This is a genomic window from Mycolicibacterium novocastrense (assembly GCF_001570485.1).
Lineage (GTDB): Bacteria > Actinomycetota > Actinomycetes > Mycobacteriales > Mycobacteriaceae > Mycobacterium > Mycobacterium novocastrense.
In genome coordinates this window covers 214990-241852 of sequence record NZ_BCTA01000036.1, presented here as the reverse complement: position 1 = coordinate 241852, position 26863 = coordinate 214990, and the positions used below count along the sequence as shown (strand labels likewise).

The following is a 26863-nucleotide window of genomic DNA, read 5'->3' as shown; positions in this document are numbered from 1 at the left end:
CCGCTAATCCAGTCGGATCGACTCGACGACGACGTCGGCGACGGGCTCGCCATCCTCGCTGCCTCCGGCGACTCCCTCGGCCGCGATCTTGTCCAGCGTCGCCAAACCGGTCTGGTCGATCGTGCCGAATACCGTGTACGTCGGCGGAAGCTGTGAATCCTCGTAGACGAGGAAGAACTGGCTGCCGTTGGTGCCGACCCCCGCGTTGGCCATCGCCAGCGTCCCGCGCGGATAGCGGACCGGCGACCGCAGCGCCGGATCGCTCAACCGGTACTGGTTGGTCGGGTACTCGTTCGGGAACTGATACCCGGGTCCGCCGGTGCCGGTGCCAGTGGGGTCGCCGCACTGCAACACCCCGAGATGCACGTCCGTCGTCAGCCGGTGGCAGGGGGTGTCGTCGAAAAAGCCCTGCTGGGCGAGGCTGGCGAAGTTGTTGACCGTACACGGGGCCTTGGCGTTGTCCAGCTGCAGGCCGATGTTGCCCTGGTTGGTGGTGACGCTTGCGCTGACACGTGCGGGGTCCGTCGGCACGCGGCCCGTGCGCGGCGGCGTGGCCGGCTCGCTCGACGGTTCGGGGCTCCGCGGGTACTGGCAGTTCGAACCGAGCGTCGCGGGAGGGTCGAACTTCGGGAGCTCGTCGACCGCCAAGCCCCCCGTGGCGGTGTCGTCGGGAATTACACCGTCGAACCTCGCGAGGTCGCGCCCTACCGCCGCGAGGACGACGACGCTGACGACGACGACAAGCACCGCCAAGATCGTCACCAGATACCCGATGACCAGCCCCGCGATCGCCAGCCCGCGGCCCTCCTCGCCGGACTTCTTGATCTGCGACAGCGACACGTGCCCGAACACGATGCCCAGCGGCGCGAACACGAACGCGCACACCAGGGCCGCGACGGCCAGCGAGTTGGTCTGCCTGGGCGGCGGGTACGGTGGATGGCCCAGCGAGTATCCGCCGTAAGGCGGTGGTTGCGGCGGCGCGGTCATCGAACTGCCCCCCTGGCCGTGCGGCGGCGCACCACATACAGGACGGCGCCGACGAGAGCAGTCGACAACACGACCCCACCGGCAAGCAATCCGATGCGTAGCGGTGTCGAACCCGGTTGTTCCGGAACCGTTTCCGGCTTTGACGACTCGAATTTCAGCGAAACAGGCAGGGCGTCGTGGCTCAAGAGGCTCGCCAGTGCACGGGCGTTGCCGGCCGTGAACTGACCGGTGATCTGAGTGCGCCCGTTCGGGATGGGTTCGCCGATCTCGGGTGCGCTGACCACCTTCGTGTCCAATACGAACGCTGCCCGGGCACCGGTGTTTGCGGCGGTGAAGTCGGCCCAGACCTCGCTGCCGTCGCCGTCGAACTGAAGGTCAACGACATACTCGCCCCGCTTTACGTCCAGGTCAGCGGTGGCGTCCACGATCTGCTCACTGTTGATGATCGCCTTGTCGAGCAGATACACCTCTTCGCTGTCCTGCGAGCAGGTGATGAGGGGCAAAGTCGGGTCGTCATGGCCGACCAGATCGTCATCGTTGGTGCAACGAGTCGCCTGGAACTGCAAAGCCATAAGTTGCATCTGCTCGTCGGTGCTCTGTCGCAACTGTCGCTCGTCGGCGATACGCTTCGCCAGCCCAGGGTCGGGCGGCCGCGGCACCGCGGAGGTCGCAGTACTGGGCTCTGCCGGGATCGCGTAAATCACCGGACGGATGTACATCCGTCCGATCCGGCCGACGGCACGTACCGCGTTGGCGTCGCCGGGGGCGGTCACGGTCAAAGCGTCGCCGTCGGAGGTCACCTGCGCATTCGGTAATCCCATCTCGTGCGCTCGCGCGGCGACCATGTCGCGCGTCTGGGACAGCGCCTCCGGGGGAGGCGCTGATCCGTCCAGCGCGTGCACGCTGAATGTGACCTGCGTGCCGGCCCGTGGGCCGGTACCCATCCATTCCGCCCGCGTCAGAATCGCTACCGCGGCATACGCCATGATGAGCACGGCGAGCAGCGACAACACGAGGTACGGCCCGGCGAGTGACGGCCGTTTGGGCGGCGGGTAGGAGTACTGCTGCGCCGGATAGCCGTACGGCGGCGGGGGACCGCCGTAGGGCGGGGGCGCGGTCACGGCGTCAGTCCAACAGGATCGATTTCACCGTGACCGGGGTGGCCGGCGCGCCGTCCTGACCGCCGCCCTCGACCCCGCCCTGTGCGATCTTGTCCAACGTGGCCAGGCCGGTGTCGTCGACGCGGCCGAACACCGTGTAGTTCGGCGGCAGCTTGGAGTCCTGGTACACGAGGAAGAACTGGCTGCCGTTGGTGTTCGGGCCGGCGTTGGCCATGGCCAGGGTGCCGCGCGGATAGGTGACCGGCTCCTGGAGTTTGGGGTCGTCGGGCTGGAACTGGTTGGTCGGGTACTCGTTGGCGAACGAGTAGCCCGGCCCGCCGGTGCCCTTGCCGGTCGGGTCGCCGCACTGCAGCACCTTGAGCTGTTCGGCGGTGGTCAACCGGTGGCAGGGGGTGTTGTCGAAGTAGCCCTGCTGGGCGAGGCTGGCGAAGCTGTTCACGGTGCACGGCGCCTTGCCGTTGTCGAGCAGCAGGCCGAGGTTGCCCTGGTCCGTGGACATGCTGGCGCTGATCTCGGCGGGCTCGGTGGGCACTTTGCCGGCGCGGGGTGGATTCACCTGCTTGCTGGCCTGCTCCGCGGACGCCGGGTACTGGCAGTTCTCGCCGAGTCCGGCCGGAGCCGCGAACGCGGGCAGCGAGCCGGGCGCCGTCGGCGCGGCCGAGGTGGGGGAGGTCTCGGTGGCGGCTGCGGTCTGGCTCTCGGAGTCACGGGTGGTGACGACGACCGCGACCACCGCGGCGATCACGACGATCGCGCCCGCGACCGAGCCGATGATCGTGTACAGGCGCCGCTTGCGTGCCTTCTCCGCGCGACGCTCCAACTGCCGCTCGAGCTTGCGCTTCGCCGTCGCCCGCCGCTGTTCGTTGGTCGGCACCGCTGATGTCCTCCTCTTTGTCGGTCGATCGGAGACGAGTGTGCCAGGCATTGCTGAGTGTGGCGCCGCGACCCACGCCATCGCGTGGTGGGAAACTGGACGTCGTGTTCATCACCGGGTTTGCCGCCGGCATGCTGGCGTGCAACTGCTACGTGCTGGCCCCGCGGGCCGGGGCCGACGCCATCGTCGTCGACCCCGGCCAGTGGGCGATGGGGCCGTTGCGCCGGATCCTGGACGAAAACCGCCTGACACCTGCGGCGGTGCTGTTGACGCACGGCCACATCGACCACATCTGGTCGGCGCAGAAGGTGGCCGACATGTACGGCTGCCCGGCCTACATCCATCCCGAGGACCGCTTCATGCTGACCGATCCGATCAAGGACTTCGGGCGCGGCTTCATCGGTGGGCTGGCCAGTTCGGCGTTCGGCGTGTTGTTCCGCGAGCCCAGGCAGGTCGTCGAACTGGACAAGGACGGCGACAAGGTGGAGTTGGGCGGTGTGACGGTCACCGTCGACCACACACCCGGACACACCCGCGGGTCGGTGGTGTTCCGCGTCGAGGAGGGCTTCGGGTCGGGGCCGGGTGCGGTCGCGTTCACGGGCGATACCCTGTTCCGGCAGTCGGTGGGCCGCACGGACCTGCCGGGCGGCAGCGGCCGGGACCTGCTCGGCTCGATCGTCAACAAACTGTTGGTGCTCGACGACGACACCGTGGTACTACCGGGGCACGGCCCGAAGTCCACGATCGGCGTCGAACGCCGCACCAACCCGTTTCTCGAAGGCTTGACCTAGTGAGCTCCAGTGAGTGAATTTCAGGCGCCCAAGGGCGTACCGGACTACCTGCCACCCGATTCGGCGCAGTTCGTCGGTGTGCGCGACGGTCTGCTCGACACCGCACGGCGCGCCGGCTACGGCGACGTCGAACTGCCGATCTTCGAGGACACCGCGCTGTTCGCGCGTGGGGTCGGCGAGTCGACCGATGTGGTGTCCAAGGAGATGTACACGTTCTCCGACCGCGGCGACCGCTCGGTCACCCTGCGGCCCGAGGGCACCGCGGGGGTGATGCGCGCCGTCATCGAGCACGGCCTGGACCGCGGGCCGCTTCCGGTGAAGCTGTGCTACTCGGGCCCCTTCTTCCGGTACGAACGTCCGCAAGCCGGCCGCTATCGTCAGCTGCAGCAGGTCGGGGTGGAGGCCATCGGCGTCGACGACCCGGCACTGGACGCCGAGGTGATCGCGATCGCCGATGCGGGCTTCCGGTCGCTGGGTCTCGACGGTTTCCGGCTGGAGATCACCTCGCTGGGTGACGAGACCTGCCGTCCGCAGTACCGGGAACTGTTGCAGGACTTCCTGTTCAAGCTCGACCTCGACGACGAGACGCGGCGGCGCGCCGAGATCAACCCGCTGCGGGTGCTCGACGACAAACGCCCGAAGATGCGTGAGATGACCGCCGATGCGCCGGTGATGCTCGACCACCTGTCGGATGTCGCCAAACAGCACTTCGACACCGTGCTGGCGCACCTGGACGCGTTGGCCGTGCCGTACGTCATCAACCCGCGCATGGTGCGCGGGCTGGACTACTACACCAAGACGACGTTCGAGTTCGTCCACGACGGGCTCGGCGCCCAATCAGGTATCGGTGGCGGCGGACGCTACGACGGCCTGATGGCGCAGCTCGGCGGAAAAGACTTGTCCGGCATTGGGTTTGGGCTGGGTGTCGATCGCACGTTGCTGGCGTTGAAGGCCGAAGGCAAGACCGTCGGCGGGACGGCGCGCGTCGATGTGTTCGGTGTTCCGTTGGGGGAGCAGGCCAAGGTGACGCTGTCGGTGCTGGGCGCGCGACTGCGGGCGGCGGGTGTGCGCGTCGACCTTGCCTACGGCGACCGCGGTATCAAGGGTGCGATGCGCGCCGCGGACCGTTCGGGTGCGGCGCTGGCGCTGGTGGCCGGTGACCGCGACATCGAGGCGGGCACGATCGGAGTGAAGAACCTGGCGACCGGGCAGCAGACGGATGTGCCGGTGGATGACGTGTTGACCGAAGTGCTGGCCCGCCTCAACCGCGCCTGATTTGTTGCGCGCACCCTTGTTGCGCGAGCGTGCGTGTCTGCGCACGACACACCGCGAAATTTCGACGGTTTGCGCACGCTCGCGGGCCGGCGAGCGTGCTCAAACGCGGTGCGCGGCGGCGGTGAGCACCCGGTCGAGCATCCCGATGCCACCACTGAACACGTTGCCCCGCATCAGTGTTCGCGTCGACGACGGGGTGACCGCGACCAGACTCGACGTCAGCAATCGCGAACGCCGCTCGAACCGCACCTGGTTCAGCGGGGCCACGATCTCACCGGCGCCGTCGCGGTAGGTCTGGTGTCGGCGGTCGAAGACGGCCACCGGGGGATATGCGCTCAGCGGTGTCATCCGCATGTGTCGAAGTGCCGCGCCCCCGCGAAACATCGCCCTGAAGGCCGCAATGCCGATGACAAGCAGCCCCGCGCCGATCGCCGCCGAGGGCCACACCATCGAATACGCGAACGCGTAGAAGATCGACACGACGCCGAAGCCGCCGAAGATCAACGCCGACATCGTCAACAACAGCACCGTCACCTCAGTCGGCGCCCGTCCGCGGTCGATGAGCAGGACCTCGGGCCCCCGTTCGGCCACCACCACCGCGCCCTGATCCGCCAGCGGGATCGGCTCGAGCGGTGTGCTCACGCAGAGCCGCGGGCGACCGAGTTGAGGAGTTCGTCGATGTGCCCGACCCCACCGTCGAACGGGTTGCCGCGCTTGAGCGTCTTCGTGCCGCCGGGGGTGACGGCAACGAGTTTCGGTGAGCTGGAACCGATTTGGAATTTACGCGCGAAACGCACCTGATCCAGCTGCACCAGGGCGCCGCCGCGGTAGCTGAACAGTTCGAGTTTGCGATCCAGCACCGCGGCGGGCCGGCACTCGTGCAGCGGTCGGCTGCGGTACCGGCGGATTCTGCGGACGACCAAGAATGTGGCCACCGCCAGCGCCACGCCGACGGCCAGGAAGGCGGCGCCCAGCGCCCGCGACGGGACTCCGCCGATCAGCGCGACCAGCCCGAACCCGGCCACGACGAGCGTCACGACGCCGAGCACGAACGCCAGCACCGTCAGCGCTCCTGTTCCACGGTCCACGACCAGCACCCGACGGCCGTCGTCGGTGACGACAAGACCGCCGGTGTCGGCCAGTACCTGTGGCTCCGAAGCTGTGTTCACGGGTGCACTGTGCCACTTCGGTGGCCGCGAGCGTGCGCAAACTGTCGGAAATCTGCGGCGTGTCGTCTGCAGACCCGCACTCAGTGTCAATGTGGTGATTGCCGCATTGCGGTGGTTGGGTTCTTCTCATCTGGTGTCTGGCTCAGACCCGCACTGCCATCTTTCGGGGTTGGCATTCGAGCATATTGCCGACACCGGATGGAAGGACCGACCGGCGTGACTTGATAGGAGCGTGGCATCGCCCCCACTGAGATGTGTCCAACCGGTCGGCCCAACCTTCTCCTCACCCATCACGATGAAAGAAGGCACCGTCCATGGTGGTTCTTGGAGCCGATGTACACAAGCGCACCCACACCTTCGTCGCTGTCGACGAACGAGGCCGCGAGGTCGGAGAGAAAGTCGTCCCAGCAACGACGGAAGGACATCTAGCCGCATTGGCTTGGGCCAAGACCACCTTCGGCGAGGACCTACTGTGGGGCATCGAAGACTGCCGCAATTTGTCGGCGCGACTGGAGCGTGACCTGTTGTCGGCCGGGCAGAAGGTTGTGCGAGTGGCACCGAAACTGATGGCCCACGAACGCGCCGGTGCACGCACTCGAGGGAAGTCCGATCCGATCGACGCCTTGGCGGTGGCTCGCGCGGTGCTGCGCCACCCCGATCTGCCGATAGCTGCACACGACGAGGCTTCCCGCGAACTCAAGCTGCTCGTCGATCGACGCGAAGACCTTGTGGGACAACGCACTGCGACCATCAATAGACTCCTGGGCCGCATTCACGAACTCGACCCGACCCAAGCGCCGAAGAAGGGATCACTTGACCGGGCCAAAACGCAGACCACTTTGGCCGCATGGTTGGCAACCCAAGACGGGCTGCTCGCCGAGCTGGCCACCGACGAGCTCGGTGACATCATCCGACTCACCCTGGCCATCAAAGCCCTCGACACCCGCATCAGCGACGCCGTGCACGCAGTATCTCCACAACTGCTGGCACTGCCAGGCTGTGGCGAGCTCACCGCCGCCAAACTCGTCGGCGAAACCGCCGGCATCACCCGGTTCAAGAGCGAAGCAGCCTTCGCCTGCCACAGCGGCACCGCCCCCATCCCCGTCTGGTCAGGCAACACCGCCGGCCGTGTGCGTCTCAGCCGCGCAGGCAACCGACAACTTAACGCCGCCCTGCACCGCATCGCACTAACCCAGATCCGCCTCGTCGACAGCCCAGGACACGCCTACTACCGGATGAGACTCGCCGACGGCGACTCCACCAAAGAAGCTTTGCGCTGCCTCAAACGACGCCTAGCACGAGTCGTCTACAACCGCTTACACGCCGACGAACAAACACGCCACCACACAGGCCAAACCACCGCGGCTTGACATAGGAGCAATGCTCGCGCAACAAAGGGTGAGCACTAGATGGCCATGGCGGCGCGGACGTCGGCTTCGGAGGCCGAACCGCCCGCACCGTCGGAGGTGACGCGGCCGGACTCGAGAACGTAGTAGTGCTGCGAGGACTCCAGCGCGAAACCGATGTGCTGTTCAACCAGCAGCACGCTCAGGCCACCCCGCCGGGTCAGCGACGTGATCGCGGCCTCGATCTCGGCGACCACCGACGGCTGGATACCCTCGGTCGGCTCGTCGAGGATCAGGCACTTCGGTGTGGTGATGAGCGCGCGGGCGATCGCCAACTGCTGGCGCTGACCGCCAGAGAGCAGACCGGCGCGGCGGGTCAACAACTCCCGCAATGCGGGAAACAGGTCGAGTTGTTCGTCGATGAGCCGCTTGCCGTTCTTGCGTCCGTCGGCGACGACCTGCAGATTCTCCATCGTCGTCAGCTGACCGAACGACTGCTGGCCCTGCGGCACGTAGGCCAATCCGCGCGCGACACGTGCGCTCGGCCGCAGCCGGCTGATGTCGTCACCGTCGAAGAGCACCTTGCCGGCACTGCATTTCAGCAACCCGACGGCGGCGCGCAACAGCGTGGTCTTACCCGCGCCGTTGTGGCCCATCACCGCGGCGACCCCGTCGGAGGGCACATCCACGCTGACCCCATGGATGACCTCGGAACGACCGTAACCACAACGCACGTCGACCAGTGACAGCATCTACGACTCCTCGATGAGTTCGGCGGGCACATCGGCGGTCCCGGCCGCCGCGGTGCCGAGGTAGACCTCTTGCACCTTGGGATTGGCCTGCACCTCGGCTACAGTGCCCTCCGCGATCACCTGCCCGCGGGCCAGGACGCTCACCGATGTGGCGAACGCGCGCATGAAGTCCATATCGTGTTCGACGACGACGACGGTGCGCTGGGCACCGATGCGGCGCAACAGCTTTCCGGTCTCCTCGCGTTCCTCGTGGCTCATGCCGGCGACGGGTTCGTCGAGCAGCAGCACGTCGGCGTTCTGCACCAGAAGCATGCCGATCTCGAGCCACTGCTTCTGCCCGTGGGCCAGCACCCCGGCCGGCTTGTCGGCCAAATCGGTCAGCCCGATCGTGTCGAGCGCCTCTTCGATGGCGGGCAGCACACCCTTGCGTCGACGTAACAGCGTCCACGCCGACCGTCCCGCGCCCGCGGCGATGTCGAGGTTTTGCAACACGGTCAGTTGCTCGAAAACGGTGGCCGTCTGGAACGTGCGCCCCACCCCGAGTCGGGCGATCTGATGCACCTTCTTGCCGAGCAGTTCGACGCCGGACTTGTTGACCGACCCGGCGGCGTTCACCAGGCCGGTGATCGCGTCGATGACCGTCGTCTTGCCCGCACCGTTCGGGCCGATCAAGAATCTGAGGTCACCCTGAAAGAGGGTCAGATCGACATCGCTGACCGCTTTGAAACCGTCGAAATCGACTGTGAGACCACGTACTTCGAGGTACTCGGTGCCCATACCGACGTTGCCGCCCGCAATCGGCTCCGCTTGAAGGGTCATGTGGCTGCGCCCACCTTCTCGGTGTCTGGATCGGTCTGCGGTTGGGGTTCGGGTTCGACGGGCTTGCTGCGCCGGCGGATCCGGCGCCGTTTGAACAGCACACCGAGCCCGGCCAGTCCCGCCGGGAAGAATCCGACGACGACGATGAACAGCAGGCCCTGCGCGTAGGTCCACTCGGACGGGAAGCGTTCGGAGAACAGGGTTTGCGCCCACGCTACCCCGATCGCGCCGAGTACCGGCCCCAGCAGCGTGGTGCGCCCGCCGATCGCCACGCCGATCAGGAACGCGATCGAGGGCAGAATGCCCACCTGCGACGGCGCGATGAACCCGACGATCGGTGCGAACAGCGCACCGGCGATGCTGGCGAACAATGCAGCCACGGTGTAGGCGACCACCTTGATGTTCGCCGGGTCGTATCCGAGGAATCGGGCACGCTCCTCACCGTCGCGGACCGCCACCAGCAACTCGCCGTACCGGCTCTGCATGAGTTGGCGGACCACCGCGACGACGGCCAAAAGCACACCGGCGGCGATGAAGTACAGCATTCGCCGGTTGGCCGGGTCGTTGAGAGTGAACCCGAAGAACGTGCGAAACCTGTTGAGCCCGTTGCTGCCACCCAGACTGGTCTGCCCGACGAGCAGGATCGCCAGCGCGGCGGCCAGCGCCTGGGACAGGATCGCGAAGTAGGCGCCCTTGACGCGGCGTTTGAACACACCGAGTCCCAGTGCGGCCGCGATCGCCGTCGGCACCAGCACGATCGCCGCCAGGGTGAAGGCGGGGGAGGCGAATGGCTGCCAGTAACCGGGCAATTCGCGTACTCCGGCGATCTGCATGAAGTCGGGCACATCGTCGCCGCGCAACTGCGCGTCGGCGATCTTCAGATGCATGCCCATCATGTAGCCGCCGAGCCCGAAGAACACGCCCTGACCCAACACGAGCATGCCGCCACGGCCCCAGGCCAGCCCGATGCCGACCGCGACGATCGCGAAGCACAGGAACTTGGCCAGCAGGCTGAGCCGGAAGTCCGACAGCACCGCGGGCGCCACGGCGAACAGCAGCACCGCGGCCACCGCGAAACCGGCCCAGGTCTGCCAGCGGCCAACGAAGGTTCTCACGCGAGACTCCTTGTCCGGACGGTGAACAGGCCCTGCGGCCGTGCCTGCAGGAAGACCACGATGATCACGAACACGATCACCTTCGCCAGTGATGCGGTGGTGTTGTATTCGATGAACGAGTTCAAAAAGCCCAACGCGAACGCCGCGATCACCGTGCCCTTGATCTGGCCGAGTCCACCGACCACGACCACCAGGAAGGCGTCGATCAGATAGCTCTGCCCGATGGTCGGGCTGGTCGAACCGATCAGCGTCAACGCGACACCGGCCACCGCGGCCAAGCCCGAGCCGATGAAAAACGTTGTGATGTCGGTCTTGCGGGACGAGATTCCACTGGTTTCGGCGAGGTCGCGGTTCTGCACGACGGCCCGTATCCGCCGTCCCATCGGGCTGACCTTGAGCGCGGTGGCAAGCGCCGCCACGCAGACCACGGCCAGCACCAGGATGAAGATCCGCGTCTTGGGCACGACCGCCCCGAACATCTCCACCCCGCCCGACAGCCACGCCGGCGCCACCACATTGACTGCGGGGGCTCCGAAGACGTCGCGGGCGACCTGCTGAAGGATCAACCCGACACCGAAGGTGACCAGCAGTGTGTCCAGCGGGCGGTGATACATGCGGCGGATGAGCGTGGTCTCCAGAAGAGCGCCCATCGCGCCGCCGATCACAAATCCGACGGCCAGCGAGATCAACAGCGACGCACCGGCGCTCGACACGATCTGCTGCACCACGTAGGCGGTGTAGCAGCCGGCCATGATGAACTCTCCGTGCGCCATGTTGATGACGCCCATCTGGCCGAACGTCAGCGACAACCCCAGCGCGGCCAGCAACAGGATCGAGCCGAGGCTCAATCCCGTTGCCAGCTGCCCGATCAGGACATCCATAGGTGGCTCAGCTGGACAGGCCGGCTGCCCACGGATACGACTTGAGGTAGGGGTCGGGTTCGATCGGCCCCGGCGACTCCCAGATCGTGTAGATCAGCCCGTCGGGACGGATTTCGCCGATGCGTGCGGTCTTGGTGATGTGGTGGTTCTCACCGTCGATGGTCACCTGACCTTCCGGCGCGTCGAACGTCACGCCGCCGGCGTTGTCCTGAATCGCCTTGACGTCGAACGACTTTGCCTTTTCGACCGTGTTCTTCCACAGGTACACCGACACGTAGGCGGCCTCCATCGGATCCGACGTCGGCTTGTTGGCGCCGTACTTGTCCTTGTAGGCCTTGACGAACGCCTTGTTGACCGGGTTGTCGACCGTTTCGTAGTAGTTCCAGGCGGTGAGCTGGCCGGTGATGTTCTGGATACCGATGCCGCCGACCTCTTCTTCGGCGATCGACACCGACACCACCGGCATGGCCTCCGGGGTCAGGCCGACATTGCGGTACTCGCGGAAGAAGGCCACGTTCGAATCGCCGTTGAGGGTGTTGAACACGGCGTCGGCGCCCGCGGTGCGGACCTTGTTGACGATGGTCGAGAAGTCCGTCGAGCCCAGGGGCGTGTAGTCCTCGCCCTTGATCTCGATGCCGTTGGCGCCCGCGTACGCCTTGATGATCCGGTTGGCGGTCTGCGGGAACACGTAGTCGCTGCCGACCAGATAGAGCGACTTGACGCCCTTCTCCTTGAGGTAATCGAGCGCGGGGACGATTTGCTGGTTGGTCGTGGCGCCGGTGTAGAAGATGTTCTTCGACGACTCCAGACCCTCGTACTGCACGGGGTAGTACAACAGGGAGTTCGCGCTCTCGAAAACCGGCAGCATCGCCTTGCGCGAGGAGGAGGTCCACCCGCCGAACACCGCTGCCACACAGTCACTGCTGATCAGCTTCTCGGCCTTCTCCGCGAACACCGTCGGCTCGGATGCGCCGTCCTCACCGACGAGTTGGATCTGCTTGCCCATCACACCGCCGGAGGCGTTGATCTGCTCGACCGCGAGGTCGATGGCGTTGCGGACGGTCACTTCCGAGATGGCCATGGTGCCCGACAACGAGTTCAGCGCACCCACTTTGATCGTCGAGCCCGAGGTGTCCACACACGATTGGGCATTCGCCGAGTCCGACTCGGTCGCCTTGCTTCCGCAGCCGGCCAGCACCAGGCTCGTCGCAGCGACGATTCCGCCGGCAACAAGGGCTGAACGTCTCACGGAGGACCGTCGTGGTAGTCGCATGAACAGCCTTTCCCTATATATCCGCAGCGCACATCGGCGATGAGCGTCGAGCCGGGCGCGTGGTCCCGACATCGCGTGGTTGTCGAATCGGGACGTTAGAGCGGTGGTGTTTCTGGGAAATGTCTGCGTGTGACGAACAAATTAACCTGTGACTTCTCCGCAGGTCGTTCGCCATTCAGTGGCGGATGGAAGGCGCTCGCCAGCGGCGATGCCGGAGCCGTAACGGTTTGGTACCGTCCGGCGATGTGACGAACATGCGAACAGCTACAGCCAAGGTCGGGGCGGCACTCATGGTGGCGGCGGCGTCAGTCGCGGTCGGCCATGCGACGGCGAATGCCCAGTCGGAAGGCCACGTGGTCCGGTACACGCTGACGTCAACGGCCCCCGCCGACTTCCAACTCAACTATCTGACGGCTCAGCCTCCGAGCAAGGAGGCCTACAACGCCGACGCGTATGCGTACCTGAAGAAGGAAGAAGTGGTCCTGCAGCCGGGCGTGCCGTGGGTGTTCGAGACGACGATGGCCGACCCGCAGTGGGCGATCCTCACCGCGAGCACCGGCGTACACGCCATGCAAGCATCCCCGAACCCGCACTGCGAGATCGCGATCGACGGTCAGGTGGCGGTGCAGCAGGACGGCACCTACACGGTGCAGTGTCAGCTCAGCCAGTGGTGAGGGCACCGCAGTAGATCTCGGGGCCGCTCAGTCGGCCACACTCTCCAGTTCGGACAATTTCAACGTGGATGGCAGCGGCTCGGTGTGCAGCACACCGAGCCGCTGTGTCGCTCGCGTGAGCGCCACGTAGAGGTCGGCCGCTCCGCGCGGACCGTCGGCGAGGATGCGGCCCGGCTCGACGACGAGGACCGCGTCGAATTCCAATCCCTTGATCTCGGCCGGTGACACCGTCCCGGCCATTCCCGAAGGTCCGATCACGACGCTGGTCCCGTCGCGGCCCTGCTCATCGCGGCGGAACTCCTCGATCGCGACGGGCAGCTCCTCGTCGTCGACAAGGCGCGCCCATGGCCGAACACCGCATGCGCGAACCGATTCGGGCGGCCGCACGTCGGGAGCGAACTCGGCGAGCAGGCCGGCGGCGACGTCCATGATCTCGGCGGGCGTGCGGTAGTTCACCGACAGCGGCCGGTAGACCCAGCGCCCGGGCACATACGGATCGAGCATCGCGCCCCATGACGTGGCGCCCGCGGCCGATCGGCGCTGCGCGAGATCGCCGACCACCGTGAAGGACTTGCTGGGACACCGACGCATCAGCACCCGCCAGTCCATCTCCGAGAGTTCCTGCGCCTCGTCGACGACGACGTGCCGATACGTCCAATCACGGTCTGCGGCAGCACGTTCGGCGAGGTCACGATTGTCGCGCTCGACGAACCGCTCGGCGAGATCCTCGGCGTCGAGCAGGTCGGCGGCGATCAGGTGGTCCTCGTCGTCCATCAGGTCCTCACGGGCCACCATCAGATCCAGCACGCCCGCGGCGTAGGCGGCCTCCTCCCGGCGTTGCGTCTCGGCCGCGGCATCGGGTCCGACCCCGCCCAGCATGTCGACGAGCTCGTCGAGCAGCGGCACGTCCGACACCGTCCACGCATCGCCGTGCGCGCGCAACAGGGACTCGTCAGCGCCTGCGGCACTGAGCCGTTCGGCAGACTCGTAGAGCCCGGCCAGCAGAGCCTCCGGCGTCAGCTGCGGCCACAGATCGTCGAGGGCGGTGTGGAACGCTTCGTGGTCACCGAGCTCGTCGAGAAGCTCGGCTCGCAGGTGTTCCCACGCCGCCTTGTCGCCGCGCGTCAGCCAGCCCTTACCGATGCGGGCGATCGCACGCTCGGTGAGAACCCAGGTGATGACGTCGACGAACACCGCCCGCGCGTCGTTGTGCGGCAAGCCGCTGTCACGGGCCTCCTGGATCGCCCACTCGGCCGTCTCGGCGTCGATCCGGACGGTGACGTCGGCCAGCTTGATCGGCACCGGTTCTGCGGGAACCCGTTGCCGGTCGGCGATCGCCGCTGCCAGCACGTCCAGCATCGTCAGCGAACCCTTCGCCCGCGCCGCGTCGGGGGAGTCCTCGGCGGCGACCCGCAGGCCGGGAACGAGGTCACCGGTCGTCATGAACACGACGTTCGTTTCGCCGAGCGAGGGCAGCACCCGGTCGATGTGGCGCAAGAACGCGGTGTTCGGGCCGATCACCAGCACGCCGTGGCGTTCCATCCGCTCCCGCTGCGTGTAGAGCAGGTAGGCGACGCGGTGCAATGCGACGACGGTCTTGCCCGTGCCGGGGCCGCCCTCGATCACCAGCACGCCCGGGTGCTCGAGCCGGATGATCTCGTCCTGCTCGGACTGGATGGTCGCGACGATGTCGCGCATGCCTTCGCCGCGAGGTGCGTTGACCGCCGCGAGCAATGCGGCGTCACCCTGCGCGCCTTCGGTGGGTCGACCCAGGGTCTCGTCGGTGAAATCGGTGATGCGACGCCCGATGGAGTGGAACTGGCGCCGCCGGCGCATACCCTCCGGGTGGGCCGCGGTGGCGACGTAGAAGGGGCGCGCCGCGGGAGCCCGCCAGTCGAGGAGCAGCGGCTCGTACTCGTTGGCCTCGTCCAGCAACCCGATGCGACCGATGTAGAGACGATCGCCCGTGACGCTATCCAGCCGACCGAAGCACAGACCGTGGTCGGCGACGTTGAGCCGGTTCATCCGCTTGGTCACCGCGCGCACCTCGGCGTCGCGGTCGACCAGCGAGCCGCCGTCACCGCGCAGCGCAGCGTCGTAGTGCTTGCGCACGCGGGCGCGTTCGGCGTCGAGTCGCGCATACAACCCGTCGATGTAGCGCTGTTCGGATGCCAGCTCGTCCTCGTGGCCCTCGATCGGCACACTGCCCCTCTCTGTCGGGTCACCGCCGGCTCGCGCGCGCGTCGACCTTGACATCTTATCGAACGTGAGTTCGAATCGAATGTATGCGGTGGGATGGGCAGGGTGTCAGCGTCGACGACGGCGCGCTGCCCGGACTGCAGCGTATCGGTTTCGTGCGCAGCGTGCGGACGCCGCAGTTCGAGGGCATGACCTTCCATGAAGTGCTGTGCAAGTCGGCTCTCAACAAGGTGCCCAACGCTGCCATGCTGCCGTTCAGGTTCACGGTCAACGCCTACCGCGGATGCTCACACGCCTGCCGTTATTGCTTCGCGCGGCCCACGCACGAGTATCTGGATCTGAACTCCGGCAGCGATTTCGACAGCGAGGTCGTGGTCAAGACCAACGTGGCCGACGTGCTGCGCCGCGAACTGTCGCGACGGTCGTGGCAACGCGAGACGGTGGCCTTGGGCACCAACACCGATCCCTACCAGCGGGCCGAGGGCCGCTATGCGCTGATGCCGGGGATCATCTCGGCGCTGACCGATTCCGGTACGCCGTTTTCCATCCTCACCAAGGGCACCCTGCTGCGACGCGATCTGCCGCTGATCCGCGAGGCCGCCCGCCAGGTGGACGTCAGCGTGGCCGTTTCGCTCGCCGTCGGAGACCCCGTGCTGCACAGGGAAGTCGAACCGGGTACCCCGTCGCCGCAGGCGCGCCTCGGGATGATCGCCGCGATCCGCGACGCCGGGCTGGGCTGCCATGTGATGGTGGCCCCGGTGTTGCCGCATCTGACGGACTCGGCCGAGCACCTCGATGCGCTGCTGGCCCAGATCGCGGCGGCAGGAGCCACCGGTGTCACCGTGTTCGGCCTGCACCTGCGTGGCTCCACGCGCGGCTGGTTCATGAACTGGCTGGCCGCCGCACACCCGCAGCTGGTGCCCAAATACCGCGAGTTGTATCGCCGCGGCGCCTATCTGCCGCAGGACTACCGGAAGATGTTGCACGACAGGGCGGCACCGCTGGTCGCCAAGCACGGTCTGGCGCCCGACCGCCGGTCGTTCCGCGCCGCGGACACACCGCCGGTGCCGTCACCCGTCCAGACCCTGCAGCCCACTCTGTTCTGAACGCAACGGTTACGGGCGCACGGAGAGTCAGCCCCTGTTGCGCTTGACCTCTTTGAACGGCACATCGCGATCGGCGGCGGGTTCGCGTGGGAAGCCGAGCACGCGCTCGCCGATGATGTTGCGCGCGATCTCGGTGGTGCCGCCGCCGAGGGCGGCAGCCTGGCGGCCCAGATACCGCTCGCCGTAACGGATCAGGTCACCGTCGACGTCGACGACGCCCGCGCTGCCGGTGATGGCCAGGGCGGTGTCGAACTCCAGATGGTGGATGTCGGCGTGCGCGATGCGGATGATCGAACCCGCCGCCGGAGGCAGCGATCCGTCGAGGACGCCGTGGTACACGTGGTCGATCAGCTGTTCGCGGACCGCCCGGTGCGCCAGCGCGCGGCCCGCCATCGCGCGCAGCCGCTCATTATCCGGCTGGCCGACCTTCTCGAGCAGCTCGACGTAGTTGATCGGCACATCGGATTTGCCCTCGGCGCCGATACCGCTGGCGAACTCCGAGCCGCCGCCGACCGCGCGCCGCTCGTGGTAGAGCTGGCGCGACGCCACGTGCCAGCCGCCGTTGACCTCGCCGACGACCGCGTCGTCGCCGAGTTCGAGGTTGTCGAAGAACTCCTCGCAGAACTCGACGGAACCGTTGACCTGCTTGATGCGGCGCAGTGTGATGCCGGGGCTGTCGATCGGCACCATGAACATGGTCAGGCCCTCGTGCTTGGGCACATCCCAGTCGGTGCGCGCGAGCATCAACCCGTAATCGGCGGCGAACGCGCTGGTACTCCACGTCTTTGCGCCGTTGATCACCCACTTGTCGCCCTTGCGGTCCGCACGGGTGATCACACCGGCGAGGTCGGAGCCGCCGCTGGGCTCCGACAGCAGCTGCACCAGCACCTCGTCACCGCGCAGCGCCGCAGAAATGTGCTGACGTTTCTGCTCTTCGCTTCCGGTGTCGAGGATGGTGGCCGCGCAGATCGTGAACGTCGGCGTGTTCAGGATCACCGGCATCTCGTAGCAGCGCGACACGTTGTCGAACGCCTTCTGGTAGGCGATCGGCAGACCGAGCCCGCCGTACTCCTTCGGGAAGCAGATGCCGGCGAATCCGCCGTCCCACAACCGCTTCTGGAGTTCCCGCGCGCGCTGCCACGGTTCCTCCTCACCGCGATCGTGCTCGGGCGGGTTGTTCGGATCGATGGACGGCATGTTCTGTGCCAGCCACGCCTGAGCCCGGGCGGCGAACTCCTCGACGGATTCCGCGGTGGCCGGCGCGGCCGGGGCCGACGTCGTCTCGGTCATGACGCTTGCTCCAGGTTTTCGGTGAGGGCGTAGACGCGCAGGTTGTGGTCCTCGGGGGTGCCGAACATCGAGCGGTTCACCGTGGTTCGACGCAGGAACAGGTGCAGGTCGTGCTCCCACGTCACCCCGATGCCGCCGTGCAGCTGCACACACAGCTGCAACATGCCCGGTGAGTATTCGCCCACATAGGATTTCGCGACGCTCACGGCCATCGCTGCCCCGGGAGTCCGCGCCGCCACCTCGGCCACCGCGGCGTTGGTCGTGGCCCGGCACCCTTCAAACCAGATCTTCAGGTCGGCGTACTTGTGCTTGAGCGCCTGATACGAGCCCAGGGGGCGACCGAAGCTGTGCCGGTCGAATCCCCACTGAATCGTGAAGGCCAACACGGTATCCAGAATGCCGACGACTTCGGCGCACTGCAGCACGGCGGCGATCTGGGCCTGGCGCTCGATCAGCGCTGGTGTCACCTCGGCCGTGCCGACCGCCGCGCCCGCGTCGACCTCGACCCCGTCGAAGTGCACGCGCGCGTAACTCTTGACCATGTCGATCGAACGCTGTGGCTCCACACGCACACCTGGTGCGTCCGAGGGTACGAGGAACTGACGGACACCGTCGTCGGATAGTGCTGTCACCAAGAACAATCCGCTGTGCGCGCCGGCCTCGACACGGTCCTTGGCGCCGTCGATGCGGAAACCGGTCGCGGTGGCGGTGGCGGTGACCGACGGGGTCAGGGGAGACCATGGCCGGCCGGGTTCATACACCGCCCAGCTGGCCACCGCATCGCCGGCGACGAGCGCCGCGATGGTGTCCTCGTGGCCAGTGGGCGCGTCGACGAGTCCGGCGAGCACGGTGCTCACCGGGTGCAGCGGCCCGGGAGCGACGGTCTTACCGGCGATCTCGGCGACCAGTGCCAGATCCTTGACGCCGTTACCGGAGACACTGCCGCCGCCGAGTTCCTCGGGCACCAGCAGGCTGGTCCAGCCCAGTTCGACGGCTCGACGCCACCAGTCGGTGTCGAACGAGGTTCCGGCGTCGTGCATCTGCCGTATACGGCTCAGCGGCACTTCCTTCTCGAGGAACGACTGTGTCGTTGAGGCGAAGAGCAGTACCTCGGGATTCGTGCCGTTGTTCGCGCTGTCGCTCACGGGCTCTCTTTCGTAATCGTGCGAACGTGCGTGTCGACGGATCGACACGCACGTTTCGCGACGGTGCCTGAACTCAGGCGGGGATGACGAGCGCGGGCACGTCGGGGTTGTGGACGATCTCGTTGGGCACCTTGAACAACTCGATCATGTTGCCGCCCATGACCTTCCGCTGGCCCTCCTCGTCGAGGCCCTGCAGGTCGTCGATCAGATGCGTCGGCTCGGCCAGGCCCTCGGGGTGCGGCCAGTCCGATCCGAAGATCACCCGGTCGACGCCGATGAGATCGGCCATCTGCTTGAAGTCGTCCTCCCAGAACGGCGCGACATACACGCCGCGCTTGAACGCCTCGATCGGATTCTCGGGGAATTCCTGCGGCATCTTCTTGTAGACGCCCTCGAACTGCTTGAACAGGTAGGGCACCCAGTCCGCACCGTTCTCGATCGACAAGATCCGCAGGTCGGGGTTGCGGGTGAGCGCGCCGTGGCACACCAGCGCGGCCATCGAATCCTCGATCGGCCGCTTGCCCATCGAGACCATCCGGAACGCGGTCGGCTTGAACGGCAGGTACTCGTCGGCAGGTTCCCAGTCGTTGAGGTACTCGGCGTAGCCGGAATCCGATGCGTGCATCGACACCGGGATACCGGCCTTGACGCAGGCGTCCCAGAACGGATCGAACTCGGGCAGCCCGAACGAGCGCGTGCCCTTGAGCCCGGGCACCGGGGCAGGCCGGACGAGTACGGTCTTGGCGCCGCGCTCCAGGCACCACTCGAGTTCCTCGAGCGCGCGGTCGACGATGCCGAGGTTGATCACCGGGGTGGAGAAGATCCGGTCCTCGTAGTTGAACTGCCAGGTCTCGTACATCCACTCGTTGAGCGCGTGGATGACGTCGAGAATGAGCTCCGGATCGTCCTTCATCCGTTCCTCGACCAGGCTGGCCAGGGTCGGGAACATCAGCGAGTAGTCCAGGCCGAGGCCGTCCATGACCTCGAGGCGCGCGGCGGGTTCGCGGAAGGCCGGAATCGCCTTCATCGGCTTGCCCATGACCTCGCGGAAGCTCTTGCCGCCGCTGCCGTGCTTGAAGTACTCCTCCTGGGCGCCCGGGCGCGCGACGACCTCGAAGGTGGGGTTCGGGATGTAGTCGCTGACCTGGTTACGCACCATGATCTTGGTCCGCCCGCGCACCTCGATGTAGTCGATGACGTGCTTGCGGTGGTCGGGGAGGAACTTGGTCAGCGCCTCTTTGGGCTCGTAGAAGTGGTTGTCCGCGTCGAAGACGGGATAGGGAAGCTGGCGTGTCATGTTCGCCTCCTGCAAGTCTGATTGGCTGTGAGTGGTAATGACATTACCACTTTCGGACCAGCATAAACAGCCGCCCTGGAGAGGCTGGTTCTCGGCTTGTGCGGTGCAGGTCAAGCGTGCTTGTCCGGGCCGGTGAGCCCGCTGAGGCAGTAGTCGTAGATGTCGTCGGCGCCGACCGGTATCCCGCTGAGTTCCGCGCCCAGCACCTGCAGCCGGATCGCGCCCAGCGCGGACTGCATGATCAGCGCGGCCCGCGCGTCGACGTTGAGGTCCGACCGGAAAACGCCCTCGGCGATGCCGCGGTTGATGATGTCTCTGATCAACTCGTAGACCGGGGAGAGCACGCGCGAGTACTCACGCGGCAAGGTCTCGGCGAGGCGGTCGTTGTAGTTCGTCAGACCCCGGTTGACCTTGTCTTGTGCGGTGGTCTCGGGCGGGGTGCAGATCCGGTCGATGAGGACCCGAAGGGCCGCGGCGGCCGGTAGCCCGTCAGTGTCCTCGCGCCAGCGGCGCGTCGACTCGGACATGATCTTGTCGACCAAGGCGAGGAGCAGCTCGTCCTTGGTCGAGAAGTGTTGGTAGAAGGACCGCAGCGACGTCTTCGACCGCTCGACCACCTCGAGCACGGTGAAGTCGGTGCGCCCGGTCTCGCCGAGGATCGCCAATGCCGACTTCATGAAGCGCTTGGGCCGGGGATCGCCATCGGCAGCGTCGGCCGTGCGGGTAGCGCTCGCGGCGGGGCGCCCGCTCGGCTTGGCCATGGTCGTCACCTCCGGCTCGTGATTGCCTGGTAACGACGTTACCGCTTTTGTAGAGGCTCGGTTACTGTTCCTTGCATGACCACAGACTCAGCGCAGCAACAGTGGACCGTCGACACCCTGCTCGACCTGTTCGACGTCCGCCCGGACGGGGAGAACCGATTCATCGCCGAGACCGGGCCCGCCGGTGAGGAGGACCGGCAGGTTGTCGAGGGCACCCAGGTGCTCGCCCAGGTGATCGTGGCGGTGGCCAAGCGATTCGAGGGTAAGTCGGTTCGATCGGTGCATGCGGTGTTCTCGCGGGCGGTCATGGTCGCGGCCGGACCGGTCGAGTTGGAGATCGACGTCGTCAACGAAGGCCGTTCCACCGCAACCGCTGTCGCCGCGGCCAAGCAGAACGGCAAACGCTGCATCACCGTCACCGTGCTGACCGACGTCCCGACCGACGACGTCATCCGGCATGCGGTGCCGCGACCCAACGTGAAGCCACCCGCGGAAGCCAACGATGCCGGCATGGCCATGGCCGGTCGCGAGATCCGGCTCATCGATGTCGTCGACGTCAACAGCCCCGACGAGGTCGGCCCGCCGGAACTGTACGCCTGGGTGCACTACGACAAGACCCCCGACCGCGACGAGCTCGCCAAGGCGCTCGTCGCGTATCTGACCGGGCACCTTGGTATTTCGACGACGATGCGCGCGCACGAGGGGATCGGCACCGCGCAGTCGCACATCACCGTGTCGACCGCACCGATGACGGTGTCGGTGAGCTTCCACGAGCCGTTTACCTGGGACGGGTGGCTGCTCTACAGCCACGAGAGCACCCAGGTGGGCGCCGGCATGTCATACGTGCGCGGCACGGTGCACACCGAGGCGGGTGAGCTGATCGCGTCCTTCACCCAGGACGCGCTGATCCGGCCGCTGCGCACCAGCGATACGGCGATCAAGGAGCAGTCCCGGCTCTGACGGAGGCGGTGGCTCTGACGGCGGCGGTGCCCGGGCGCCGAAACTGAACTCCTGCACGAACATTCGTCGACATCTGGCGCACAAGTTCAGACTCGCGGCACGCTCAAATTTTGAGATAGCCCTTGTCGGCGGGGATTTGCGCCGCGGTCAGCAGTGACGAGGCGTCGCTGGCCAACCAGACCACGATGTCGGACACCAGATCCGGGTCGGCCAGCGACTCCGTCGACAGCGCGCCGGGGGAGAAGCTGTGGATGTAGGTCTGGTGGTCGGCGAAGATCTGGTACATCGACGTGTCGTTGCCCATCGGGGTGTCGGTGCCGTACGGATGCACCGAGTTGACCCGAATGCCGAACTCGCCGAGTTCGACCGCCAACGAGTTGGTGAGCCCGACGACGCCGAACTTGCTGGCGCAGTAGTGACCGCAGCCGGGAACGGCCTTGATGCCGGCTGCCGAACTGATCGTGATGATCGACCCACCGTTGCCCGCCTCGATCATCGGCGGTACGGCGGCCTTGATCGTGTTCCACACACCGGTGAGGTTGACGTCGAGGACTTCCTGCCACTGTTGCGCCGAAATCTCCCACAGCCGGCCCCAATTCATCACACCGGCGTTGGCGACGACGATGTCGAGGCGGCCGAACTGCTCGATCGCGTCGGAGACCACCCGCTGCTGGCCGGCGAGGTCGCGGACGTCGACCCGGTCGGCGACGATCTTGCGGCCCTCACCTTCGACGAGGCTCACCGTTTCGGCGAGATCCTCCGGGCCCGCGGGCGAATAACCGTTGTGCGCGGCGACCCGACCGCAGGCGTCGATCGCGACGATGTCGGCGCCGGCGCGGGCCAGCCGGACGCAGTGCGAGCGGCCCTGGCCGCGGGCGGCGCCCGTCACGTAGGCCACCTTTCCGGCCAGCGGGGTGTCGGGGTTGGTCATTCAGTTCTCCTGATCAGTTGGCGCCGGCGGCGAGCCAGTCGTCGAACGTCGTCGGGGCGATGCGCGCATTCTCGCCGGGCAGCAGGACGTTTCCGGCCATCGAGAGCCCGAACATGCCCGACCAGGTCGGGACGAGCTTCAGCTGCCGGCCCCTGGCGGCCAGCGTCCGGCGTGCCATGTCGACAAGGTCCTGGGTCTCGGGACCCGCGACATCCACATACCGGCCCTGCGGTTGACCGGCGGCGACCTCGGCGAGGACCTCGGCGATGTCATCGGGCGCGATCGGCTGCACGAGCAGCGGGGCGATGGTCGACACCCCGTCCTGTTCGAACCAACCGGCGACCATGGCCGCGAAGTCGTGAAACTGGGTGGCGGGCACGATGGTCCACGGCACCGGTCCGTCGGCGACGAGCCGTTCCTGTTCCCGCTTGCCCGAGTAGTGCGCATTGCCCTCGATGTCGTGGATGCCGACGATTGACAACAGCACATGGTGACCGACACCGGCGCGCTGCTCGGCGGCGAGCAGATTGCGTGTGGTGGTGCCGAAGTACTCGATGGTGCGGTCCCGGTCGATGGGTGGTGCGCTGACGGCGTCGACGACGGCGTGTACGCCGGCGAGCGCGGAGTCCAGGCCTTCACCGGACATCAGGTCGACCCCGAGTGAGCGGCTGATGCGGACGACCTCGTGGCCGTCGCGCTCGAGTGCGGCGGCGGTGCGGGCGCCGATGTTTCCCGTCGCTCCTGCGATTGCGATGCGCATGAGTGTCTCCTTCGACCACGGTGACGGTACTCGCTGGGCGATTCGGATGGGGCCGGTCAGCTCAGCGTGGCCGCGACCTCCCGAAGCCGTGCGCCCGCACCGGAGATGATCGGTTCGCCGTGCCCGAAACACGCCGTGTCGATGTCGAGCGCGGCGAGGCGGCGGAATGACGCCACCGTGCGCGCCCGGTCCTGGTTGAAGGTGCCGAGCATGAGCGTGCCGACGTTGGCGATGGTGTCACCGGTCAGCAGCACACCGTGGCGGGGCAGATGGATCGCGATACTGCCCTCGGTGTGGCCCGGTATCGACAGGATCTCGGCGCCGCCGCCGAAATCCAGGATGTCGCCGTCGCGTAGTTCCCGAGCGACGGGCACGGGGTCGGCCGCATCGGGCAATCCCGCGGCGACACGCGCGTGGATCGGCACCTCCCAATCTTCGAACACCGGTGGGGGCAGCGCGGCACCGTCGCGAATGGCCGCGGCGTCGCCGGCGCCGGCGAGGACAGGGGCCCCCGTCGATGTGTGGAGTTCGGCCGCCGAGCCGACGTGGTCGACATGCCCGTGCGTCAAGACGATCCGATCGACTCCAGGTACGGCCTCGGCGATGGCCGCGCCGGATCCCGGTGCCCCAGTGTCGATCAGCGTCACCGAGTCACCGTCGCGCCAGGCGTAGACCTGCCACCCGTCGACGACGAGCATGGTCAGGTTCGCGGTGACGGCAACGGACTCCATGCGTCCACGCTAGGGCGTACGAGCGGGCGGCGAAAGGGGCTCAGCCGGAGGCGAAATCACTCGTCAGCGCCGACCGCAGCACGTCGAGCGGCAGTCCGCCGAGGTCCAGCGCGCGATCGTGGAATTCCTTGAGCGACACACCGCGGCCGAGCATCTCGTCGCGGAGCCGTTGCCAGATGCGCTGCCCGATCGCGTACGACGGCGCCTGGCCCGGCCAGCCCAGGTAGCGGTCGAGCTCGAACTGCAGGTGCTCCTCGTTCATCGCGCTGTGGGACACCAGGAATTGCCACGCCTTGTCGACATCCCACACGGCGCCGTCGGGCGCGGTCATACCGCAGTGCACCCCGATGTCGATGACGACGCGGGCGGCCCGGAAGCGTTGCGCGTCCAGCATTCCGATGTGGTCGCCGGGATCGTCGAGCCAGCCGAGTTCGGCCATCAGTCGTTCGGCGTACAGCGCCCAACCCTCGCCGTGACCCGACACGAAGCAGCCCAGCCGCCGCCACCGGTTGAGTTGGTCGGCGCGCACGACCGCGCGGCCGATCTGCAGATGGTGTCCCGGAACGCCCTCGTGGAACACCGTCGTGGTCTCCTGCCATGTGTGGAAGGTGTCCACGCCGTGCGGAACCGACCACCACATCCGGCCCGGTCTGCTGAAATCTTCCGACGGACCGGTGTAGTAGATGCCGCCGGTGTGCGTCGGCGCGATCCGGCACTCCAGCTCACGCAGTGGTTCGGCGATGTCGAAGTGCGTGTCGGCCAGTGCCTCGACAGCACGGTCGGACAGGTCCTGCATCCATGCCTGCAGCGCGTCGACGCCGTGGATGAGGTAGCGCTCCTCACCGTCCAGTCGCCGCAGCGCGTCTGCGATCGACGTGCCGGGATACAACTGCTGGGCGAGCCTCTCCTGTTCGGCGACAATGCTTTCCAGCCGCTCCAGACCCCACTCGTACGTCTCGTCGAAATCGACCTCGGCGCCTAGGAACGAACGCGAACACAACCGGTAAACCTCTCGGCCCACGGCGTCCTCGGCGCGCGCATGCGGGGCGATCTCGTCGCCGAGGATCCTGTCCAGCTCCCGGTAGGCGTTGGCGGCGTTCGCCGCGTGCTGCTGCAATTCGTCGTGCAACGCCTTGTTCTCCGGGACCGCGTTCGCGACCATGTCGACCAGCAGGTGCTGAATGCTCGCGGCCTGTTCGATCCCGCGCATGACCTGGCGCACCGCCGGAGGATGTCCGTCGGCGACCGCGGCACGCAGGGCGTCGGCGTATCCGGCGACACGGTCGGGCAGTTGCGACAGCCGGCGCGCGATCACCGCCCAGTCGTCGGTGGTTTGGGTCGGCATGAGGTCGAACACGTTGCGCATCGACTGCAGCGGTGAGGCGATCACGTTGAGTTCGCCCAGATCGAGGCCGGCGTCGTTGAGGTCGATCACGATTCCCAGGCGCTCGCGCATCGCCGCCACCGTGACCTCGTCGACCGCGTCCGCCGGTGTGACCTCGGACAGTTCGCGCAGTGTGCGACGCGCTGCGTCGGCGCGCGCGGCGACACCGTCGGGGGAGTAGTCGGTGATCTCCTCCTCATAGTTGCGGTCGTGACCGGTTATGCCCATTTTCGTTGCGGCGCAAGGGTCGAGCTCGGCGAGGGTGTCCAGGTAGCGTTCGGCGACGGAGTCGACAGCCGTGGGCGTCCTACCCAAGGTCGTTCGTGGAGAAGGTGTCGCAGGCCTTGGGATCACCGGTGCGGTAGCCCTCGGTGAACCACTTCTGCCGCTGCGCGGCGGATCCGTGCGTCCACGCCTCGGGGTTCACCCGGCCGGTGGTCTGCTTCTGGATACGGTCATCGCCCACCGCGGCCGCGGCCGACAGCGCATCGGCGATGTCCTTGTCCGTCAACGGCTCTAGAAACGTGACGTCGGTGCCTTCCTGCTTGGTGATGGCGGCGTAGTGCGCCCACACCCCGGCGTAACAGTCGGCCTGCAGTTCGGTGCGCACGCCGCCGCCGGTGGGTCCCGCCGCCCCGGGGCCCTGCGAGTTTCGCAGCGCGCCGGTGAGGTTCTGCACGTGGTGGCCGAACTCATGGGCCACCACGTATTCCTGTGCCAACGGCCCGCCGCTGGAACCGAATTGGTCACGAAGTACATCGAAGAAGCCGACGTCGAAGTAGGCGGTCTGATCCGCCGGACAGTAGAACGGTCCGACCTCGCTGGTGGCATGGCCGCACGCCGTGTTGACACTCTCGGTGAAGAGGTGAACGCCGGGCCGCGTGTAGTCGGGCATCAGCTGCGGCCATATCCCGTCCAACGAAGTGGCGGTGGCGAGCACCAGGCATTGGGGGATCGCGTTGGCATCCGCGCCGGTCTTGCACTGGCTGACGTCGAAACCGGGCGCCTGCACACCCTGGCTGTCGTACTGACCCTGCTGGGGCACCACCGTGCTGGGGTCGACGCCGAGGAACAGCGCCACCACGAGGATGAGCAGGCCGCCGACTCCACCCCCGACCGCGATACCCCGCCCGGGTCCGCCCCCGCCGCCACTGGACGAGGCGGTGCTGGTGTCGATCCGCATACCTTCGTTGAAGGTCATGACGTTCAGCTTCGCACACTA

Annotated in this window: 26 protein-coding genes; 6 read left to right on the top strand and 20 right to left on the bottom strand. The window is 66.9% G+C overall.

Annotated elements, in window-relative coordinates; genetic code table 11:
* Window positions 1-3 precede the first annotated feature (3 nt).
* The 3 genes from RMCN_RS14195 to RMCN_RS14185 are packed head-to-tail and all read right to left on the bottom strand — an operon-like array spanning window position 4 to window position 2982.
* Window positions 4-987 (bottom strand): peptidylprolyl isomerase, encoded by a 984-nt coding sequence (locus tag RMCN_RS14195; protein WP_067390189.1) that lies wholly within the window; start codon window positions 985-987, stop codon window positions 4-6.
* The gene (locus tag RMCN_RS14190; protein ID WP_067390186.1) at window positions 984-2108 is read right to left on the bottom strand and encodes a SecDF P1 head subdomain-containing protein; all 1125 of its coding nucleotides are present in this window, start codon (window positions 2106-2108) and stop codon (window positions 984-986) included. The genes RMCN_RS14195 and RMCN_RS14190 overlap by 4 nt, the downstream gene beginning before the upstream one ends.
* A gap of 4 nt (window positions 2109-2112) precedes the next feature.
* On the bottom strand, window positions 2113-2982 hold the full coding sequence (locus RMCN_RS14185) for a peptidylprolyl isomerase (protein WP_067390184.1): 870 nt from the start codon (window positions 2980-2982) through the stop codon (window positions 2113-2115).
* A 104-nt stretch (window positions 2983-3086) separates the two neighbouring features.
* On the opposite strand from RMCN_RS14185, the gene RMCN_RS14180 reads away from it, so the two are divergent.
* Window positions 3087-3773, top strand: a complete 687-nt coding sequence (locus RMCN_RS14180; protein WP_067391131.1) for an MBL fold metallo-hydrolase — start codon at window positions 3087-3089, stop codon at window positions 3771-3773.
* Between the two features lie 9 nt (window positions 3774-3782).
* On the top strand, window positions 3783-5048 hold the full coding sequence (gene hisS / locus RMCN_RS14175) for a histidine--tRNA ligase (protein WP_064415779.1): 1266 nt from the start codon (window positions 3783-3785) through the stop codon (window positions 5046-5048).
* Between the two features lie 99 nt (window positions 5049-5147).
* Here the strand turns inward: hisS and RMCN_RS31495 are convergent, their stop codons facing one another.
* The gene (locus tag RMCN_RS31495; RefSeq protein WP_234787661.1) at window positions 5148-5690 is read right to left on the bottom strand and encodes a hypothetical protein; all 543 of its coding nucleotides are present in this window, start codon (window positions 5688-5690) and stop codon (window positions 5148-5150) included.
* The gene (locus tag RMCN_RS31250) at window positions 5687-6217 is read right to left on the bottom strand and encodes a hypothetical protein (protein WP_201028838.1); all 531 of its coding nucleotides are present in this window, start codon (window positions 6215-6217) and stop codon (window positions 5687-5689) included. The genes RMCN_RS31495 and RMCN_RS31250 overlap by 4 nt, the downstream gene beginning before the upstream one ends.
* Before the next feature lie 314 nt (window positions 6218-6531).
* On the opposite strand from RMCN_RS31250, the gene RMCN_RS14160 reads away from it, so the two are divergent.
* Complete coding sequence (locus RMCN_RS14160; protein WP_067390181.1) at window positions 6532-7587, top strand: IS110 family RNA-guided transposase; 1056 nt, start codon at window positions 6532-6534, stop codon at window positions 7585-7587.
* Between the two features lie 35 nt (window positions 7588-7622).
* On the opposite strand, the gene urtE is transcribed toward RMCN_RS14160, so the two are convergent.
* From urtE to urtA, 5 genes are read right to left on the bottom strand one after another with little or no spacing between them, the layout of a single operon-like run.
* The gene (gene urtE / locus RMCN_RS14155) at window positions 7623-8315 is read right to left on the bottom strand and encodes an urea ABC transporter ATP-binding subunit UrtE (protein WP_067390178.1); all 693 of its coding nucleotides are present in this window, start codon (window positions 8313-8315) and stop codon (window positions 7623-7625) included.
* Complete coding sequence (gene urtD / locus RMCN_RS14150) at window positions 8316-9134, bottom strand: urea ABC transporter ATP-binding protein UrtD (protein ID WP_067390176.1); 819 nt, start codon at window positions 9132-9134, stop codon at window positions 8316-8318. It lies immediately after the preceding gene.
* A complete protein-coding gene (gene urtC / locus RMCN_RS14145; protein ID WP_067390173.1) occupies window positions 9131-10249 on the bottom strand; it encodes an urea ABC transporter permease subunit UrtC in 1119 nt (372 codons plus the stop codon). Before urtC ends, urtD begins: the two co-directional genes overlap by 4 nt.
* On the bottom strand, window positions 10246-11130 hold the full coding sequence (gene urtB, locus RMCN_RS14140; protein ID WP_067390170.1) for an urea ABC transporter permease subunit UrtB: 885 nt from the start codon (window positions 11128-11130) through the stop codon (window positions 10246-10248). Before urtB ends, urtC begins: the two co-directional genes overlap by 4 nt.
* 7 nt (window positions 11131-11137) lie before the next feature.
* A complete protein-coding gene (gene urtA, locus RMCN_RS14135; RefSeq protein WP_067390167.1) occupies window positions 11138-12403 on the bottom strand; it encodes an urea ABC transporter substrate-binding protein in 1266 nt (421 codons plus the stop codon).
* 254 nt (window positions 12404-12657) lie between these two features.
* Between urtA and RMCN_RS14130 the strand changes: the two genes are divergently transcribed.
* On the top strand, window positions 12658-13077 hold the full coding sequence (locus tag RMCN_RS14130) for an Rv2576c family protein (RefSeq protein ID WP_110765856.1): 420 nt from the start codon (window positions 12658-12660) through the stop codon (window positions 13075-13077).
* A gap of 27 nt (window positions 13078-13104) precedes the next feature.
* Here RMCN_RS14130 and helR read toward each other — a convergent pair whose 3' ends face one another.
* Window positions 13105-15333, bottom strand: a complete 2229-nt coding sequence (gene helR, locus RMCN_RS14125; RefSeq protein ID WP_234787660.1) for an RNA polymerase recycling motor ATPase HelR — start codon at window positions 15331-15333, stop codon at window positions 13105-13107.
* Window positions 15334-15362: 29 nt separating this feature from the next.
* On the opposite strand from helR, the gene RMCN_RS14120 reads away from it, so the two are divergent.
* Window positions 15363-16382: an Rv2578c family radical SAM protein gene (locus tag RMCN_RS14120; RefSeq protein ID WP_067390161.1), complete on the top strand. Its 1020-nt coding sequence runs from the start codon at window positions 15363-15365 to the stop codon at window positions 16380-16382.
* Between the two features lie 27 nt (window positions 16383-16409).
* Here RMCN_RS14120 and RMCN_RS14115 read toward each other — a convergent pair whose 3' ends face one another.
* From RMCN_RS14115 to RMCN_RS14100, 4 genes are all read right to left on the bottom strand, one after another.
* Window positions 16410-17672: an acyl-CoA dehydrogenase family protein gene (locus RMCN_RS14115; protein WP_067390158.1), complete on the bottom strand. Its 1263-nt coding sequence runs from the start codon at window positions 17670-17672 to the stop codon at window positions 16410-16412.
* Window positions 17669-18817: an acyl-CoA dehydrogenase family protein gene (locus tag RMCN_RS14110; RefSeq protein ID WP_067390155.1), complete on the bottom strand. Its 1149-nt coding sequence runs from the start codon at window positions 18815-18817 to the stop codon at window positions 17669-17671. Before RMCN_RS14110 ends, RMCN_RS14115 begins: the two co-directional genes overlap by 4 nt.
* A gap of 73 nt (window positions 18818-18890) precedes the next feature.
* Window positions 18891-20114, bottom strand: a complete 1224-nt coding sequence (locus tag RMCN_RS14105) for an amidohydrolase family protein (RefSeq protein ID WP_064415769.1) — start codon at window positions 20112-20114, stop codon at window positions 18891-18893.
* A gap of 110 nt (window positions 20115-20224) precedes the next feature.
* Complete coding sequence (locus tag RMCN_RS14100; protein WP_067391121.1) at window positions 20225-20875, bottom strand: TetR/AcrR family transcriptional regulator; 651 nt, start codon at window positions 20873-20875, stop codon at window positions 20225-20227.
* Between the two features lie 75 nt (window positions 20876-20950).
* On the opposite strand from RMCN_RS14100, the gene RMCN_RS14095 reads away from it, so the two are divergent.
* Window positions 20951-21835, top strand: coding sequence for an acyl-CoA thioesterase (locus tag RMCN_RS14095; RefSeq protein WP_067390152.1), 885 nt, complete (start codon window positions 20951-20953; stop codon window positions 21833-21835).
* 103 nt (window positions 21836-21938) lie between these two features.
* Here the strand turns inward: RMCN_RS14095 and RMCN_RS14090 are convergent, their stop codons facing one another.
* The 5 genes from RMCN_RS14090 to ypfJ are packed head-to-tail and all read right to left on the bottom strand — an operon-like array spanning window position 21939 to window position 26842.
* A complete protein-coding gene (locus RMCN_RS14090) occupies window positions 21939-22766 on the bottom strand; it encodes a mycofactocin-coupled SDR family oxidoreductase (protein ID WP_067390149.1) in 828 nt (275 codons plus the stop codon).
* 13 nt (window positions 22767-22779) lie between these two features.
* Window positions 22780-23526, bottom strand: a complete 747-nt coding sequence (locus RMCN_RS14085) for an SDR family oxidoreductase (RefSeq protein WP_067390146.1) — start codon at window positions 23524-23526, stop codon at window positions 22780-22782.
* Window positions 23527-23582: 56 nt separating this feature from the next.
* Window positions 23583-24257, bottom strand: coding sequence for an MBL fold metallo-hydrolase (locus RMCN_RS14080; protein WP_067390143.1), 675 nt, complete (start codon window positions 24255-24257; stop codon window positions 23583-23585).
* 40 nt (window positions 24258-24297) lie between these two features.
* The gene (locus RMCN_RS14075) at window positions 24298-25956 is read right to left on the bottom strand and encodes a DUF885 domain-containing protein (protein ID WP_067390141.1); all 1659 of its coding nucleotides are present in this window, start codon (window positions 25954-25956) and stop codon (window positions 24298-24300) included.
* Window positions 25949-26842 carry a KPN_02809 family neutral zinc metallopeptidase gene (ypfJ, locus tag RMCN_RS14070; protein ID WP_064415762.1) on the bottom strand — a complete coding sequence of 298 codons (894 nt, stop codon included), beginning with the start codon at window positions 26840-26842 and terminating at the stop codon, window positions 25949-25951. The genes RMCN_RS14075 and ypfJ overlap by 8 nt, the downstream gene beginning before the upstream one ends.
* Window positions 26843-26863: the final 21 nt, after the last annotated feature.